Annotated in this window: 12 protein-coding genes; 5 read left to right on the top strand and 7 right to left on the bottom strand. The window is 46.6% G+C overall.

The annotated features are described in order from the left end of the window. Nucleotides 1-202 precede the first annotated feature (202 nt). Nucleotides 203-1192, top strand: a complete 990-nt coding sequence (locus tag AACV12_RS14030; protein WP_170900567.1) for a zinc-dependent alcohol dehydrogenase family protein — start codon at nucleotides 203-205, stop codon at nucleotides 1190-1192. A gap of 317 nt (nucleotides 1193-1509) precedes the next feature. Here the strand turns inward: AACV12_RS14030 and AACV12_RS14025 are convergent, their stop codons facing one another. Continuing rightward, nucleotides 1510-2409 (bottom strand): LysR family transcriptional regulator, encoded by a 900-nt coding sequence (locus tag AACV12_RS14025; protein WP_013868134.1) that lies wholly within the window; start codon nucleotides 2407-2409, stop codon nucleotides 1510-1512. Between the two features lie 220 nt (nucleotides 2410-2629). Between AACV12_RS14025 and AACV12_RS14020 the strand changes: the two genes are divergently transcribed. From AACV12_RS14020 to AACV12_RS14010, 3 genes are all read left to right on the top strand, one after another. Next, nucleotides 2630-4330: an L-lactate permease gene (locus AACV12_RS14020; protein WP_170900565.1), complete on the top strand. Its 1701-nt coding sequence runs from the start codon at nucleotides 2630-2632 to the stop codon at nucleotides 4328-4330. Nucleotides 4331-4437: 107 nt separating this feature from the next. Beyond that, nucleotides 4438-5574, top strand: coding sequence for an FMN-dependent L-lactate dehydrogenase LldD (lldD, locus tag AACV12_RS14015; RefSeq protein WP_170900563.1), 1137 nt, complete (start codon nucleotides 4438-4440; stop codon nucleotides 5572-5574). Nucleotides 5575-5643: 69 nt separating this feature from the next. Continuing rightward, nucleotides 5644-8484: an FAD-binding and (Fe-S)-binding domain-containing protein gene (locus AACV12_RS14010; protein ID WP_445286171.1), complete on the top strand. Its 2841-nt coding sequence runs from the start codon at nucleotides 5644-5646 to the stop codon at nucleotides 8482-8484. Nucleotides 8485-8497: 13 nt separating this feature from the next. Here AACV12_RS14010 and AACV12_RS14005 read toward each other — a convergent pair whose 3' ends face one another. From AACV12_RS14005 to AACV12_RS13985, 5 genes are all read right to left on the bottom strand, one after another. Continuing rightward, nucleotides 8498-9340 (bottom strand): helix-turn-helix transcriptional regulator, encoded by an 843-nt coding sequence (locus AACV12_RS14005; protein ID WP_212754899.1) that lies wholly within the window; start codon nucleotides 9338-9340, stop codon nucleotides 8498-8500. Between the two features lie 14 nt (nucleotides 9341-9354). Further along, nucleotides 9355-9906, bottom strand: a complete 552-nt coding sequence (locus AACV12_RS14000; RefSeq protein WP_017044884.1) for a YbhB/YbcL family Raf kinase inhibitor-like protein — start codon at nucleotides 9904-9906, stop codon at nucleotides 9355-9357. A 306-nt stretch (nucleotides 9907-10212) separates the two neighbouring features. Beyond that, entirely contained in the window at nucleotides 10213-10734 is a 522-nt protein-coding gene (locus AACV12_RS13995; protein ID WP_026027777.1) for a DUF2058 domain-containing protein, read from the bottom strand. 83 nt (nucleotides 10735-10817) lie between these two features. After that, the gene (locus AACV12_RS13990) at nucleotides 10818-11765 is read right to left on the bottom strand and encodes a hypothetical protein (protein ID WP_249371351.1); all 948 of its coding nucleotides are present in this window, start codon (nucleotides 11763-11765) and stop codon (nucleotides 10818-10820) included. Next, nucleotides 11766-13094: an endonuclease/exonuclease/phosphatase family protein gene (locus tag AACV12_RS13985; protein WP_170900559.1), complete on the bottom strand. Its 1329-nt coding sequence runs from the start codon at nucleotides 13092-13094 to the stop codon at nucleotides 11766-11768. Between the two features lie 196 nt (nucleotides 13095-13290). On the opposite strand from AACV12_RS13985, the gene AACV12_RS13980 reads away from it, so the two are divergent. Next, entirely contained in the window at nucleotides 13291-13821 is a 531-nt protein-coding gene (locus tag AACV12_RS13980) for an RNA methyltransferase (RefSeq protein WP_370685849.1), read from the top strand. 96 nt (nucleotides 13822-13917) lie between these two features. Here the strand turns inward: AACV12_RS13980 and AACV12_RS13975 are convergent, their stop codons facing one another. Next, entirely contained in the window at nucleotides 13918-16836 is a 2919-nt protein-coding gene (locus AACV12_RS13975; RefSeq protein WP_170900557.1) for an alkaline phosphatase family protein, read from the bottom strand. Between the last annotated feature and the right edge of the window lie 199 nt (nucleotides 16837-17035).

The raw sequence follows: 17035 nt of genomic DNA, 5'->3' as shown, positions 1-17035 counted from the left end.
GTTGCTGGGTGCCAACTGGTGCCTTCGTGAAGGCTTGAGCCTAGTGCGGTGAAAGTTGCACGCTGGGTTCTTAGAGGGACGACACTTGGTAACAGGTGTCGTCTACTCGACAAAGAAGAGTCAGCATAAAGCTGGACATTTATGATAAAAATGCCAGCTTAACGTATGATACTTGAAGAATTTATCGACCAAAAACCACAAAATGTCTAACACCACTACAAACACAAGAATTCACCAGCTCTGTTTCGGTCAACCGAAAGATTCATTGACGATTGAACATGTATCTTTGGATTCGCTTGAAGAAGATAAAATCAGAGTAAAAATCGAAGCAACTAATATTAATCCAAGCGACTTGTTGTCTATTCATGGTGTAGGTCAATACAGGCATAGTCATCAGCCGCCCAGAGTACCCGGATTTGAAGCTGTTGGGCAAATCATCGACTCCAACTATGCAGAATTTATGGTAGGGCAAAGTGTTGTCGTGGCTACCAGCGGTACTTGGCAGAAATATATAGATGTCTCACCAGATAACCTCTTCATCATTCCGCCGCATCTGGACAACGGCTATGCGTGCCAGTTGTATATAAATGCGCTAACAGCGTGGGTTTTAACCGCCGAAATTGCTCAGTTGAAGAAAGAAGATGTACTGATTATCAACGCTGGAAGTTCTTCAATAGGTAAAATTTTTGCACAGCTATCTTCATCGCTAGGGTTCACTCTTATTGTCGTAACGTCGAAACCTGAAAATTATCCATACGATTCAAACCATGTAATAGATGCAAAAGTAGACCTACTCACTCAAATACAGCAACTTGATTTGCCTAGCCCCAATATTGCATTCGACGCTATTGGAGGCAAAGAAGGAACGGAGCTGATTCATACAATCGGCGATAATGGACGGTATATCAACTATGGAACTCTTTCTCTGGAGTTCTATGAGCCTCGCTTCTTTGAGTATGCGAAGAACCTAAACATTGACTTCAGTACATTTTTCTTACGTTACTGGGAGAATGCTGTTGGTAAAGATATCCGGCGTGAAAAATTTTCAATAATGCTAGACCATTTCATCACCAATGGAATACAACTAGATGTAGATCGTTGTATTCCATTGGAACAGGTTCAGGATGCTATCAAGCTAATCGAGTCTAAATCTACGAACTTACATGGAAAAATCATTTTGCTACCAATGTAGTAGAGATGTGACCATTTACGGCTAGTTATCATAAGAAAAAGTATCTTAAATTCTGAGGCCTGCCCCATAACTGAGTATTTACGTTAAAACACTATGGGGCAAAAGTGTTTTAGTAAGCCATACCAATCATAATAAATAGCACACTCTCAACGATCACGAAACTGATTCCCTCCCCTTCAAGGGGAGGGTGGGGTGTTTCTTGGTTGCTGGCAGTACCCTCCTAACCTCCCCCTAAAAGGGGGAGGAACAGAACGGTATACAGACCGAAGACATCCTTTACAAAATAAACTGAAGGCATGCTTTACATAAGTCGACACTCAAAAATAGTGTGAAATAGTCAAATAGCGGGCGCGGATGTGCTCTATCAGCAAGCGGACTTTATTCGGGGGTTGGCGAGTAAAGGGATACACGGCATATATACCCAATTTTTTGCCCACTTGTTCCGGGAAAATATCCACTAGCTGGCCGTTCCGAAAATCATGATAAACCAAACAGCGCGGTACATAAGCAATGCCGTGGCCGCCTAAAGCCGCTTTTCTCAGTGCCGTGGCATTATCCGTAGAGAAGCAGCCCGACACTGTGACAATGTAGTTTCCTTTGCGACCTTTAAATTCCCACTCGCTCGCGCCTGTGGTTTGGTAGGCATATTGAAAGCAGTTGTGGTTGACTAAATCTTCCGGTTTTAACGGCTTTCCATTTTTCGCAATATAAGAGGGAGAAGCGCACACAACCCACTGTGAGTCTAAAATATGCCGCGCGATTAAGCTTGAATCTTCCAAATAACCAGTGCGGATCACTAGGTCAAAGCCTCCTTCCACTAAATCAACAAAACGGTTATCAAGTGACATGTCTACCGTTAAGCCGGGGTGTAAATTGCAAAATTCCGCAACCGCGTCAGCCAAAATTAGATCGCCTGATATGGTGGGTACAGACATTTTGATGTGGCCGCTGACATTTTCACCAAACCCAGCCACCGCATCGACGGCTTCTTGAGTGGCAAGCTTCACATTTTTCGCACCCTGTAACAGTGCCTTGCCTGCTTCGGTCAGGGTTAATTTACGCGTAGTTCGATATAATAGCTGCACGCCTAACTCTTCTTCTAAACGAGCCATTCTTTTACTAACTACCGAATTTGTAAGGCTATTCTGTTCTGCTACTTTACTAAAACTTCCCAGTTCCATCACTTGTGAAAACAATATTAGGTCGTCTGCTCGCATTTTATTATGTCAATTTTGGAATTAATTATTTTCATTATTTCCCTATATCCATAAAAAATAAAGGAGTAAATTTACCCCAAATTAACAAAAACATCACAAATATAATAATTTAGCTACCCGACGTGGCCGAAAGGTCTGTAGCCCCTACAGGATGTCTGCTCTTCAACTATCCTACTATTTAGAGTTAGTACGAAGAGCACACTTTACGAGGAAGTATCCAATGAACGAAACCTTACTGGCACTAGTGGCCTTCTCCCCCATTGTGGTAGCAGCGATTCTTTTAGTCGGGCTCAACTGGCCTGCGAAAAAGGCGATGCCCGTGGCCTTTGCATTAACTGTGGCCATCGCCCTCACATTTTGGGATATGTCGGCAAACCGCGTGCTCGCTTCTGTTTTGCAAGGGTTCGGTATCACGATTTCCGTGCTCTGGATTGTGTTTGGCGCAATATTCCTACTCAACACCTTAAAACACACTGGTGCTATCACCACCATTCGTAACGGTTTTACTGATGTTTCGGCTGATCGCCGTGTGCAAGCCATTATCATTGCGTGGTGTTTTGGCTCTTTTATTGAAGGCGCTTCTGGTTTTGGTACACCGGCGGCTATCGCGGCTCCGTTGCTGGTTGCGATTGGCTTTCCCGCTTTGGCTGCCGTATTGATGGGGATGATGATCCAATCCACTCCTGTCTCTTTCGGCGCAGTGGGTACGCCCATTATTGTTGGGGTGAACAAGGGGTTAGATACGCACAACATCACCGAAACGCTGATCAGCAACGGTTCAAGTTGGGATGTGTATTTACAGCAAATCACCGCCAGTGTCTCCATCACCCATGCGATAGTCGGTACATTGATGCCAGTATTAATGGCGATGATGTTGACGCGCTTTTTCGGTAAAAACAAAAGCTGGACCGAAGGGTTAGATATTTTGCCTTTTGCGATTTTCTCTGGCTTGGCTTTTACTGTGCCTTACGCGCTAACGGGCGTCTTTCTTGGCCCAGAATTTCCCTCATTAATCGGTGGCTTGATCAGCTTGGCACTGGTTGTCACGGCCGCGAAAAAAGGCTTTTTAGTACCCAAATCACAATGGGATTTTCCAGAAGAGAAATCGTGGCCCGCAGAGTGGTTAGGCTCATTAAAAATTGATATTGAAGAGATCAAGGCTAAACCGATGGGCCTTGCATTGGCTTGGACTCCCTATGTTCTGCTCGCGGTTATCCTTGTGGCAAGCCGTGTGAGCAGCGAATTTAAGTCACTGCTGGCTGGAGTGAGCCTATCCTTTAACAACATTCTGGCTGAAACGGGCGTCAGCACGGCCATTCAACCGCTTTATCTTCCCGGTGGCATCTTGGTTTTTGTCGCGTTACTGGCAGTAATATTGCAGTCACGCAGTGCGACACCACTCATCAAAGCATTCGGTGAATCAAGCAAAACGCTGATCGGTGCGGGCTTTGTGTTGGTATTTACTATCCCTATGGTGCGCATTTTTATTAACTCTGGCGTCAATGGCGCAGAGCTTGCGAGCATGCCTGTCACTACCGCCAATTTTGCCGCGGGTTTAGTCGGTGATGCCTTCCCTGCATTAAGTGCCACCGTTGGTGCACTTGGGGCGTTCATCGCAGGCTCAAATACGGTGTCGAACATGATGTTTAGCCAGTTCCAGTTTGAAGTGGCGCAAACACTCTCTATCTCCAGTGTGATGATCATTGCGCTACAAGCTGTTGGCGCAGCGGCGGGCAATATGATTGCGATTCACAACGTCGTCGCGGCATCAGCAACGGTCGGTTTATTGGGCCAAGAAGGAGCGACGCTGCGCAAAACCATTATCCCAACTTTCTACTACCTTGTGATGACTGGCCTTATCGGTTTAGTGGTGATTTACGGCTTTAATATGACCGATGTACTAATGACCCCGCAACCCTAAGTTTGGTAATGTGATTTGGTATCAACTTGGTTTTTATAACCATTAATCTTGTGTAATAAATGCAGAGCTCGCTAGGCGGCGGCTCTGTACAAATTAGGATTCAATCTATGATTATTTCAGCCTCCACCGACTATCGCGCTGCCGCGAAAGCGAAATTGCCTCCTTTTCTGTTTCATTATATTGATGGTGGCTCATACGGTGAGCACACGCTCACACGCAATACCGCGGATTTAGCTGACATCGCACTGCGCCAACGCGTGCTTAATGACATGTCAGAGCTCAGTTTAGAAACACAACTGTTTGGCGAACAGCTTGCAATGCCGATCGCCCTTGCCCCTGTAGGTTTAACTGGTATGTACGCGCGGCGCGGCGAAGTGCAAGCGGCGCGCGCGGCTGAAAATAAAGGCATTCCTTTTACACTGTCCACCGTATCGGTTTGCCCGATCGAAGAAGTATCAGCGGCGCTGGCTCGACCAATTTGGTTTCAACTCTACGTGCTTAAAGATCGCGGCTTTATGAAAAATGTGTTGGATCGCGCCAAAGCCGCGGGGGTAAAAAACCTCGTGTTTACCGTGGATATGCCCGTTCCCGGCGCGCGTTACCGCGACATGCATTCTGGCATGAGCGGCCCTAATGCGGCGATGCGCCGAGTGTTTCAAGCGATGAAACACCCAAGCTGGGCGTGGGATGTCGGCTTGCTCGGCAAGCCACACGATTTAGGCAATATTTCTGCCTACCGTGGCACGCCGACTAAATTGGAAGACTACATTGGTTGGCTTGGTGAAAATTTTGATCCTTCCATTTCATGGAAAGATTTAGAGTGGATCCGCGACTTTTGGGACGGCCCGATGATCATTAAAGGCATTCTAGATACAGAAGATGCCAAAGACGCGGTGCGATTTGGCGCTGATGGCATTATCGTATCCAACCACGGTGGTCGCCAGCTTGATGGAGTGTTGTCAACCGCCAAAGCCTTACCTGCAATTGCTGATGCGGTGAAGGGTGACCTGAAAATTCTGGTCGATTCTGGGATTCGCACTGGGCTTGATGTGGTACGCATGCTGGCACTGGGCGCGGACTGCACGCTGCTGGGTCGCTCGTTTGTTTATGCATTGGCGGCGCAAGGTCAAAGCGGCGTTGAGAACTTGCTCGACTTGTATGAAAAAGAGATGCGCGTTGCCATGACCTTAACCGGAGCGAAAACCATTGCCGATTTGTCACGAGACTCGTTAGTCAAACTTTAATCTCATGATGACAAACCGACGGTAGCCGCACGTTAACCTATCCACAACCTCAATTTAAAATGGGAAACAATGATGGCCAGCACTCTTTCAGACGCCACCTATCGTCAACTGGAAACGCAACTCGCTACACGCATCGACCCTGAGCGCATCATCACGCAGCAGGCAAAACGCCTTGCTTATGGCACTGATGCCAGTTTCTATCGCTTGGTGCCGAAAATTGTGCTGCGCTTACAAAGCCTTGATGAGGTCATTTTTGCCATTAAAAGCTGCCGCGAGCTTGGCGTTCACTGCACGTTTCGCGCCGCTGGCACCAGTTTATCTGGTCAGGCAGTTTCTGATTCGGTCTTGATCGCCTTAACCGATGACTGGCGCGGCCATCGCATTCACGATGAGGGAAAAAAAATCACCCTACAACCGGGGGTCATCGGAGCTGATGCCAACAAATACCTTGCCCCTTTTCAACGCAAAATCGGCCCAGATCCAGCCTCAATCAACACCTGCAAAATTGGTGGAATCGCCGCCAATAACGCCAGTGGTATGTGCTGCGGCACCGCGCAAAATTCTTACCGTACTGTCGATAGTATGAAGATCGTCTTCGCAGACGGTTCCGTGCTCGACACCGCAAACCCAGAAAGCATCGCTGCATTCAAAATCGCTAAACCCGAATTGATTGAAGGTATTGCTCAACTTCATGCACAAACGGCGCAAAATCACACATTATCAAAGCTTATTCACCACAAATATCGCCTAAAAAACACCACTGGCTACGCCCTAAATGCTCTCGTTGATTACTCTGATCCGATTGAAATTATTGAACATTTGATGATTGGGTCGGAAGGCACACTCGGTTTTATTGCCGACATCACCTACAACACCGTCATTGAGCACGCGCACAAAGCCTCGGCGCTGCTTGTCTTTGCTGATATTGAGCAGGCTAGCCAAGCGGTTACGACCCTGTCCAAAACCCCAGTTGCGGCAGTGGAAATGATGGATGGACGCGCGATGCGCTCTGTCGCTGACAAAGCTGGCATGCCCGCATTTATTGCGCAATTGGATCTAGAAGCCGCGGCGCTGCTAATTGAGTCTCACGCCAGCGATCACGCGGCCCTTCATTCGCAATGCAGCGCCGTGATGGCAGCACTAAGCGACTACCAGATCATCGAATCCGTACCATTCACCTCTGATACCAAAACAGTGGCAACCTTATGGGGTATTCGCAAAGGGATGTTCCCTGCCGTGGGCGCAGTGCGCGAAGTAGGGACAACCGTCATCATTGAAGATGTGGCGTTTCCGGTAGAAAGCCTTGCTAATGGTGTGCGCGACTTGCAGGCTTTGTTTGATCACTACCACTATCACGAAGCCATCATCTTCGGCCACGCTCTGGAAGGCAACTTGCATTTTGTCTTTACACAAGGCTTTGATAGCCAAAGTGAAATCGACCGCTACGGCGCATTTATGGATGAAGTGGCCGAGCTAGTGGCAGTGAAATATCAAGGCTCACTCAAAGCCGAGCACGGCACGGGCCGCAACATGGCACCGTATGTGGAATTGGAATGGGGCAAAGACGGTTACGCCTTAATGCAACAAATCAAAACCCTGTTTGACCCACAAGGCTTGCTCAACCCCGGCGTTATAATCAACGATGATCCGCGTTCTCACCTAGCTAACCTAAAGCCGATGCCAGCGGCCGATGCCTTGGTCGATCGCTGCATCGAATGCGGGTTTTGCGAACCTGTTTGTCCATCTCGCACACTATCGCTCTCGCCCCGTCAACGAATCGTCTTGTACCGCGAGCTACAACGTCGACGCGCGCAAGGTGAAACGGTAGAAGCTTCTGAGCTTGAAAAAGTCTTTGAATACCAAGGATTAGACACCTGCGCCGCAACTGGCTTATGCGCTGAGCGCTGCCCTGTTGGTATCAACACTGGCGATTTAGTGAAAAAGCTGCGCACCGCGAAATACCAAAAATTCATCCCCATTGCTACATGGACAGCGGATCACTTTGCCGCCACCACAGCCGTGGCTAAAATCGGCCTCAGTGCCAACCAATTGGCGAGCAAATGGCTGGGCGACAAGTTAGTCGGCGGCGCAACCAACGGCTTGCGTAAACTCAGCAAAGGCAAAACGCCTATTTGGTATCCACAACTGCCGCAAGCCAATCATCAGAACTTAACCATTGCAGTAGAAAACCTGCCGCGCCGTGAGAAAAAAGTCGTCTATCTACCCTCTTGTGCGAGCCGAAATATGGGCCAACAAAACAGCGCGGGCGATCAGCGGCCATTAACCGAAGTGACCTTATCACTGCTTAACAAAGCAGGATATGAGGTGATCCTACCTAACGAGCTCAACAGCCAATGTTGTGGTATGCCCTATGACAGCAAGGGAATGAATGAGCTTGCACAGTCCAAAGCGCAGCAGTTAGAAGCCGCGTTATGGCAAGCTAGCCAACAAGGGCGATATCCGGTATTGATGGACACCAGCCCGTGTGCAAAACGCAGTATTGAACAATTTACTAAACCACTGGAGATCTTAGAACCCGTCGGTTTTGTCAATAAGTATCTGCTGGATTCTTTAGCGATCAAAGCCAAAGAAGAAACTGTGATGCTGCATATCACCTGTAGTGCGCGCAAAATGGGGTTGGAAGCCGACATGCTCAAATTGACCCAAACCTGCGTCAGCACAGTGATTGTGCCAGAGCATATTCAATGCTGCGGCTGGGCGGGCGATAAAGGCTTTACCACGCCAGAACTGAATGCTGCGGCCGTTCATCCGCTCAAAGAGCAAGTTCCTGCTCACTGCGAACGCGGATTCAGTAATAGCCGTACCTGTGAAATTGGCCTGTCGCACCACAGCGGCATTCCATATCAATCCATTTTGTATTTGGTTGATGAAGTGTCTAAACCGCTTTGATCTACCCTCAATCTTAAAATAGCTCATTGGATAAAATGGGCTGTTTTTTTGTCTCTTTATCTGGCGTACCTTTACCTCGCATACCAAGAGTGTGTAAATACGCTTTGGGGCTTAAACCAAACTGACTGCGAAAACGTTGATTAAATCGCTGTTCCGATTGGTAGCCGCAACACTGCGCCAATATCGCTATATTTCGTTGGCCACTTTGCATTAAGTTCAGCGCGTGATTCACACGCACTTCAGCCAAAACCTCACGGTAACGGGTGCCATGTTGCTTTAAGCGTCGAATTAAGGTCGCGCGGCTCATGGCAAAGTGCGTTGCTACCCGCTCAAGTGGATGTTCTTCTTCTGGTGACTGGGCGAGGTAGTTTCTCAGCTTCTGCTCAAAGGGTAGAGAATTACTCTCAAAGAGCCAATGCAGTACACCTTGCTCAGCCAATTGTTGGTATAACACCATCAGTAGATAGGCTTGGGTTTCTTGGCTGATTAACGAAAGATCGAACGAGGCGAGCGCATTGAGCGAACTTTTCAGTGAGGGGCTGGTTGAAATCACAGGCCACATAACTGGGCGATCATGACTTGCGCTTAACGCAAGCATCGCCTCGGTCGGGCGGTAGGTGAAACTGAACAGCCTTGAAGAGAAGTAACCGTGTTCTGGTAAATTTTCGAAACTGAGCGAAGCTGAGGCCTCACACAACAATAACGAAGTGCTCGATAGATTAGTGGCCTCTTCTTTATGAAACAGTTTTTTACTGCCAGATTGGATCTGAATCAAGCTTGGAGAGTGAATCCTCACATTTCTCAGCCTTTGTTGCTGAGCGGCTCGAAAGGTGCTGACTTGGTATTGGTGATTCATCACTCCCCCATGAATTAGCGTGTATAGGTTGCGGTCAGCGTCGCTTTTTCTAACGCCAAACTATTGAGGGTAAAACCAACCACCGCAGGTGATACATCGGCCGCCAAATTGAGTTTTTCCGTCGGGAGAGCCCATACCGTAAACTGGTAACGGTGCATTCCGTGCCCTTCTGGCGGACAAGCACCACCAAAACCAACGCTGCCATAATCGATACGTGTTTCTATTGCACCGAGTTTTTTGACTTCAACCCCACGTGCTAGCTCACTCACTGTCGCTGGAATATCCAGCGCAATCCAATGCCAAAAGCCACTTCCTGTCGGAGCATCTGGATCAAAAGCCGTAATAGCAAAGCTTTTGGTTCCTTGTGGTGCATCGGTCCAAATTAAGTGCGGTGAAAGATTCTCCCCAGAACAACCCCAGCCTGAAAATTCAAAGGTTTTTGCCATCGGGTGGCCTTCTTGGATATCACGGCTGCTGAGTTGCAGAGCGTTTGCCATCCCTGTAAATAATAAGCTGGTGGTTAACGTCGTGGTGACGATGGCCGAGCTAAAAATCGTCGAGTTCATTGTTTTCTCCTATGAATAAGTTCATGAACAAGTTTAGCAGCATCACCCATACAACACCCGACAGAAAGTATCATTTATCTTCTTTAAGAATCAGTCAATGATACTTTGTGTTACAGTCACTCTTCTATTATCAATACGCCTACTTGGCTTAATAGCGGCAATTGTATTGAGTTCGACTCAAGCCACAGCTTCAACGGAAAAAGAACCACTACCCACTATCGCGGATAACGTTATTGTAGAGTGGAAAGTAGAGGTAGGAAGGGAGAACGAGAGCCCTCCTCCGTTGAGAAGGAGAGCTGGAAGGAATTACCACATCAAATCATCAGGGACTACGAAATCCGCGTACGGATCATCTTCAGCAGGTAGAGATTCATCGGCAGTTTTATTTTCGATAATGCTCTCTTCATCACGCATGAAGATTTTATCCGCTACCACACCCGGGATGACAGCATAGCCATCTTCATAACGCGCGATAGCCAGGATTCCTTTACTCAGTTGATCACGAACCAATGAATCGACATAAAGTGACTTCACCAACTTACCATCAACAAAGTTGTATTTGATTTCACCGTGTTTTAGATCCAGCTTATTCATCTCAATCAGTTGTTTTACTTGAGCACGAATTTCTTTGCTCAACAACTGCTCTTTTTGCTGTTTATTCAGTGCCTTGTCGCGCTCTTGTTGCTCGACTTTATTCGCTTCTACTGCCGCTTTCACTTCACGTGCTTGCACGCGCGATTTTTTAGAGCTCTTTTTCGCTTTGCTGAGTTTTTTGGCGTTAACTAAACCCGCTTTTAGCATTTGCTCTTGTAGAGATAAGGTTGCCATGATCAATCCAAGTCAGTTATTTGCTGGTGAGTTTAACGGTTCATGGCGAGTGAATAAAGAGCGCTGTAGTTATCTTATTCATCCTAACGAGCAAAAAATGCTTTTCTAAACTCATAACGCTGCTTTGCCGCGTAGCGTACCCACTCTTCTGTCGAAAGGGTGGCATAGGCTGTCTTTCTCTGGTTTGAGAGCGTCTTTTCTAACTGCGCTAACGCTTGCTGGTAGTCAATGACTTGAGCAGCCTGCGCTTGTTGCTCGATTTGGCGATGGGCCACCTCACTGCGCTCATGTTCATTTAAGTAAAGTTCGGCCAAACCTTGTTGTACTTCTAAGCGCTGTTCTAACGATAAATGTTGAGGGATCAGCCGAATCGCTTGTTCATAGCGTGCATTACCTGTGTTTAATGAAAAGGCATCCCATTGATATTGATGCTGTGTAAGCCGCTGTTCAATGCTCTGCAACGCCTCTTCTACGGAAGCAATGCCTTCGTAGTCATTGGGTTGCTGTACAAAATCATCATAAGCGTACTGATCAGCAAACAAGATATCCGCTTGTCGCCCCCATACTTGTTGATCAATCGATTTTACATAAGCCATTTTGTCACCTAATTCCGTATCCTGACTGATGAGTTCCATTCCAAGCAACGCGTCACGTTCCGCCTGTTTTTGCCAATAGAGTGCAACCAGCTCATAGCGTTCATGGGGCAACTGCGTTTGTAATTGTTGTAGCCGCGCAGCGCACACATTTTGCTGACGACACTGTTGCCAAAACTGCTCTATTCTCTCTCTCAGCGCTTTGCCTATTTCTGTTTGCAGCGTTTCACCAACGAGTGTCCACTCTTCATGGGTTTGATGATCGCGATTAGCCACCAAAGCAACGCTACTTTGCTCTGGCAAACGCACCGTGCCCGGCAATGCAACCTCAATTCTATTGGAGGGTGTTTGGATAGTGGGAAACTCATCCCTCTTCACCCACCAATAACTTGCGCTGCCGACTAAAGCAACGCAGATCAATAACCTAACCCAACGCATCTAGCGGATCTCAGCTTTAACCGGGAAGTGATCCGATAAATTGTAATGCTGCCATAAACGCTCGTCCGTGGTTCTTGGCACCAGCACAGTATTGCGGTTTTGTTGTTCGCTTGGTTGTGCAAACTCTTGGCTTACCACCACATAATCAAGGTACTCCACGTTTTCACCACCGGATAAGGGTTCTCCTGCAAAATCATTGATACGCGGATCAAACGTTGATTCGGTATAGCCTGCGTAGCTAGGTTCGGTTGACGCAAGATTCGCGAGCATGTTTTGATAGTCATCGGCAAATTTACGTTTATTCACGTTAAAATCACCGCCATAAATCACCGTTTCTGTGCTGGGAATAGAGAACGATTGCGCAAAACTGCGCATCTGTCTGAACTGACGTTGGCGATAATCGCGAGCGGTATCGGTATCAAACGAGGCAGTATGCGTTGCAAACAGATGATAAGCCTGACCATTTTTGATAATTTCAGCATAATTCACCCCTTTATCAGCAAAACAGTCAGTTCCCGAGCAATCAGGGAAGACATATTGTCCTTGGTTAACAATTGGGTAGCGGCTGACGATCATCACTCCGCCGTCATGGATATTCACCCCAGACTTATCGAGCATCTTCGTTTGGTACGGATACTCTTTTGCCAGCTCTCGAAGAAAGGCATCACGCCCCGCAGCAAACACTTCTTGCAGCATTACGGCATCATATCCTTTGATGTGCTGAGGGATGATAGCAAAACGCTCGGCAATATTTGAAGCAATCACAGGTAACGCCCAAACGTTATAGGTCATCACTTTTAAGGTCTCAGCATCGGGTGTTTCTTCTGTATTCGTTGGCGTAATGGTGTAATAAATGTCGTCGTAACGAGTGGTGCTGACGGATTTAAACGCAAGCTCGGTTGGACGTTCAATCAACTGCGTTGAGTAATAACGGTGAACCGCACGATCATTTTGCCACTGAAGAGGAATATCTCGTGCTTGTACCCCATGCTCAATGCTTGAGTTATACCAATGGCCTTCCATCTTCTGCTGTAAAGAGAAAACCGGCCCTTGCGGCAAAGTCACCATGGTTTCAAATTGGTACGTTTTGCCAGATTTCACCCCTTGCCAGCGGTTAAAGCTGAGCACCATTTTAGTTTCCCACGGGCCTAGCGTTTCACTGTGTTGCTGCCATTCACTGCCTTGTTGCAACTGATCAGATCCGGTCTGTTTCACGGCAATAGACATTGGCAGCGCAGAGTTATTGGTTAAATAAATATCGGTGTCCGCCAATACCGCATGAGCAGCAAGAGACAACCCAAATAGAATGACTTTATTAATAATCTTCACGTTTTCATCCTTTAACTGTGAAAAAATAAATTAAGCCATCCCCCTATGAAATATTGATGTAAGAAATACGACAGTTTGAGTACTCCAAGAAAGGTCACGAAAAATATAAAAACTATTGAACGATTTATCGATATTTTTTCTTTCAAGGCAAATTTTAGCGTTATACTGCCCGCCCCAAATTGTGAGAGGATTTTTTGTGGAACGTGAAATGTCAGTGATCATTGGTTTGTGTAACCCTAAAAGCCCAACCAACGTAGGTGGTGTGATGCGCGCAGCAGGTTGCTACCAAGCGTGCGCGGTTCGCTACAGTGGTGAGCGTTATGATCGCGCAGTGAAATTTCAAACCGACACAAAAAACATTCAAAGTAAAATCCCGCTCACCGCGATGGTAGAGATCACGCAGGACTTACCAAGTGAGATGAAAATCGTCTGTGTTGAACTGGCAGAAGGGGCTACACCACTGCCCGAGTTTATTCACCCGGAAAAAGCGCTGTATGTGTTTGGCCCTGAAGATGGTTCTATTCCACAAGAGATAGTTAACCAAGCCAGTGAGGTTGTATACATCCCAACGATTGGTTGCATGAATTTGGCCGCGAGCGTCAATGTGCTGCTGTATGATCGCTTGGCAAAATCCAAGCTCGATATTGACCACAGCCAACGTATTCTGAGCAGCCGAGATGTGAAAAATCGTTTGAAGTTTAAACGTGCTGATCAACCAGCCACTTAAGGCTGCAATCGAAGCCAATGAAACAAGCGAACGTTCTTCACTCAATAGAGCCTAACGCTCACTTATTTCATTGGCAGTCATAACGGCTAACTCTCGCTAACGAATATCCAGCTGTTTAAGAACCGATGGATAACCCCAACCATCTTCGCCAACTTTAACTTCGTCTCCCGTTAAATAGTGATAAAGAGTGGGCGCAAGTGAGCCATTTTCGACTGAACCGAGCGGCGTGGCTTGATTGCCAATCGGACTCCCCCAAAAACCGATAAAAGCATCTTTTTCTAGATAGCTTTCACCCGCATGACGTCCCGGAACTTTAGTATTAAAGCCAACACCCTCTTTAGGAAATAGGTTAATGGTACCCGCACGGTCGTCTTCATAAATAGCAGCGAGCTGGTTAACCGAATCTGGACGGGGCGTAAAACGTGTTAACTCTCGCCACTGCGCACTTGAGCACCACGTCTCAGCTTGATTCGCTTTAGCGTGATAAACGCAACGTTCGACGAGTTGTGCATAATGTTCTAGCTCGTCAGATGAAGGAGGCGACAAATAAGCATTTAGCTGCTGAACGCCAAGCAGCAATGGCTGTTCCGATTTAGCAAAATAGCGCAGTTTATCACCCTTTTTTTCAATCCATTCATCCACTCGTTTACCTTGTCGCTCGCCAACCAACCGTACAGAACAGTCCGTTAAATCACATGGTTTTTCTCTCACAACTAAATAATCTAGGCTTTCAGCAAGTCGCGCTACGGTTTCATCGATCACATCAACCTGCTGCCCTGGCTTAGAATGGATCGGTTGCCAACGGATCAACTCTTGATAAACCGGTTGAACTTCCCATCCAGCTTCTGCATTAAAGAAATCCATCATAAAATTTCCACCCGCAGTGGAAGCGACGACCACATCAATCCCTTTGTTTGACGGCGCGTTAATCGCATTCGTCATTTTTGGCCCTTCTCCCTCATCCGATGAGATTTTCTTCACCTTGAGTTTTATTCCCAGTTGTGACGCTAGCGGATCAAAGATCTGTTTTTCTGGGTTGAGGGAGAAATAAACAGGCGCTAAACCATGATCGCCAGCCATGCCCCATAACGTGCGGTCATATACTCCCGCGTCTTGATAGGTTGCTTCTATTTGCGCTAGCCAGTAATCGAGGCGGTTTAGTTCCCCAGTAGGCATGATGACTTCATCGCTGAATGGGCCGCTAAAATGAGCAAAATGATCCGGCCATGGATTATAAATCAGCGTATAGTCGGGCATTCCTTTCAGTTCTTTTTGTGCAAGTTGTTTCAACTGGTGAGCAAGCACTTGATGGCGAGTCCAGCGAGTATAAAAATCCCACTTGCTTATCTGCTGATAGCGCGTGACCTCTTCAACTAATGTCGCTCGCAACTGTTGAAGTTCACGTTCGACAATCGCGCGCTCTTTCAGCTCACGCACACACCGCTTTTCACCAAAATCACGTAGTGCCTCACCCGCCCCCAAATTCACTAAACCATCATAAGTGGTATGAGCATTCCAATCGTATTGTGCATTGCAGTTGAGGGTGTTGAGGTAAGCGAGGCGATCAAACATCGTTTGTACTTGGTTTTTAGCCAGTAAGCGATCAAGCTGCAGTGCATCATTACCAAAAAAGTAATAAGCTCGGTCGGTTGGGCGATCAACAAAGTGGAAATTGGGTATGCCAGTACCACCTTGGCCGGACACCTTAGCTCCTGTTTTTATGATCGGTAAATTACGCACACTGATCGTTGGTGTTGATGAAATGCCCACTTGAGTAATAGAAGCGCGATGATCACGATACAAGCGTTTAAAAAATGGCAAGTAATGTGGATCGTGATAAGGCTGCTCAGCCAATATCTGCATGAAACGTACTTGCTGCTGATGTTCGGGTTGAACCACCTCCATTGAAGAGGGCTTAGTGCTCAATCGATTGTGGTGATCTTGGTGAGCTTTGCGGATGAATGGCTTACTCGGGTCAACCAAACCTTCGATCAGCCCTTGTTGCAAACCATCCACGGTGATCTGCACTGCCATACGACGTTGTTGCTGAGAGCGGAGAAACGCAATCAATGCTTGAGGATCATCATCAAGTGCTTTTTGTAACCAGGAGTTTAGTGCTTGTTCACGCTCTTGCTGATAGACAAATTGGCGGTAGCCTTTTAATACGTTCATACGCACAAAATCAATCAAAGTAACCGTGATTGCCTCTGCTTTGTTGTTCACACGTGCTGTATTTTCTGGCTTTGCATCTTCTAATACCCCAAAAAGGGCTTGCTTCATCTCTCCTTCATCCATCCCATTAGCAGCCTGACTAATAATTTGGATCACTATCGGTTGGATTTTATTAATCAGTAATCGATCGGGTTCACTTGACGTCAGATATTGATAGTGATCCGGCAATCTCTCAAGCTTTTGCCACTCACCAATTTCAACCAAGGCATCATACACAGTCACCATGGCCGCAATAAATTGGGCATCCACTTTAATCCCTTCATGATGCCCTTGATCTTTAATATTTTCTTTTTGTTCACTCACCACCTCTTCCCCATAATGGTAGAGGCTATGCTCGAATCCCTTTAAAACCTTTGCGTCATAAACAGTACTTAAATACTGTTTAAATACATCATCATTTTCTAACCCCGTATAACGATCATAATATTGATATAAAAAGTAGCCCAGCGGGATGGCGTAAGTTGGGTTAGAAATTTGTGCAATAACGCGAGCTTTTGTTTTTGCATCTAAAGGCAACATAAGGATATAGCTATCGAGTGTTACCCCGGCGATGGTAAATAAAGTCGAATCACGGGCAAAGCGCGTTGAATAGCTTAAAGACGACGCCATTTGATTTTTCAATATTTGCGCCGAATTGAACAGCCCGCTAACCACAGGCGCATCACTGATAGCAGCGAAAGAAGTTGATGAAAGTAAAGAAGTTAAGAGTAACGCGATGGGTTTTAGCCGCCCAAAAGAATAAAATATCATACTGTTTTCCCTACAGTTATTGCATGCGCACATTGTGGCAAGCTTACTCGTAAGGTCAAGCCGTAAGTTATATTTACGTTATAAATCGGCCATATGTCCACATCAAAAGTAATGATACCAATTAGGTATTCTATACTGGTTAATTCTATTGCGTTCTTAGCGATTTGAATCTATAACAGTGGAAACAAAAATAATAAATAACACCCTCATCTAACGCTAGAGAAACTTGGCT

Origin of the sequence: Vibrio sp. 2-2(8) (assembly GCF_963888495.1) — a bacterium.
GTDB lineage: Bacteria > Pseudomonadota > Gammaproteobacteria > Enterobacterales > Vibrionaceae > Vibrio > Vibrio anguillarum.
The sequence above is the reverse complement of the archived record's forward strand: the minus strand, read 5'-3'. Positions and strand labels throughout refer to the sequence as shown.

Coding starts and splice junctions, on each gene's coding strand:
- AACV12_RS14020 (WP_170900565.1), top strand. CDS start 2,630: ATGAACGAAACCTTACTGGCACTAGTGGCCTTCTCCCCCATTGTGGTA.
- AACV12_RS14010 (WP_445286171.1), top strand. CDS start 5,644: ATGATGGCCAGCACTCTTTCAGACGCCACCTATCGTCAACTGGAAACG.
- AACV12_RS13995 (WP_026027777.1), bottom strand. CDS start 10,734: ATGGCAACCTTATCTCTACAAGAGCAAATGCTAAAAGCGGGTTTAGTT.
- lldD (WP_170900563.1), top strand. CDS start 4,438: ATGATTATTTCAGCCTCCACCGACTATCGCGCTGCCGCGAAAGCGAAA.
- AACV12_RS14025 (WP_013868134.1), bottom strand. CDS start 2,409: ATGCGAGCAGACGACCTAATATTGTTTTCACAAGTGATGGAACTGGGA.
- AACV12_RS13975 (WP_170900557.1), bottom strand. CDS start 16,836: ATGTGCGCATGCAATAACTGTAGGGAAAACAGTATGATATTTTATTCT.
- AACV12_RS14000 (WP_017044884.1), bottom strand. CDS start 9,906: ATGAACTCGACGATTTTTAGCTCGGCCATCGTCACCACGACGTTAACC.
- AACV12_RS13990 (WP_249371351.1), bottom strand. CDS start 11,765: ATGCGTTGGGTTAGGTTATTGATCTGCGTTGCTTTAGTCGGCAGCGCA.
- AACV12_RS14005 (WP_212754899.1), bottom strand. CDS start 9,340: ATGAATCACCAATACCAAGTCAGCACCTTTCGAGCCGCTCAGCAACAA.
- AACV12_RS14030 (WP_170900567.1), top strand. CDS start 203: ATGTCTAACACCACTACAAACACAAGAATTCACCAGCTCTGTTTCGGT.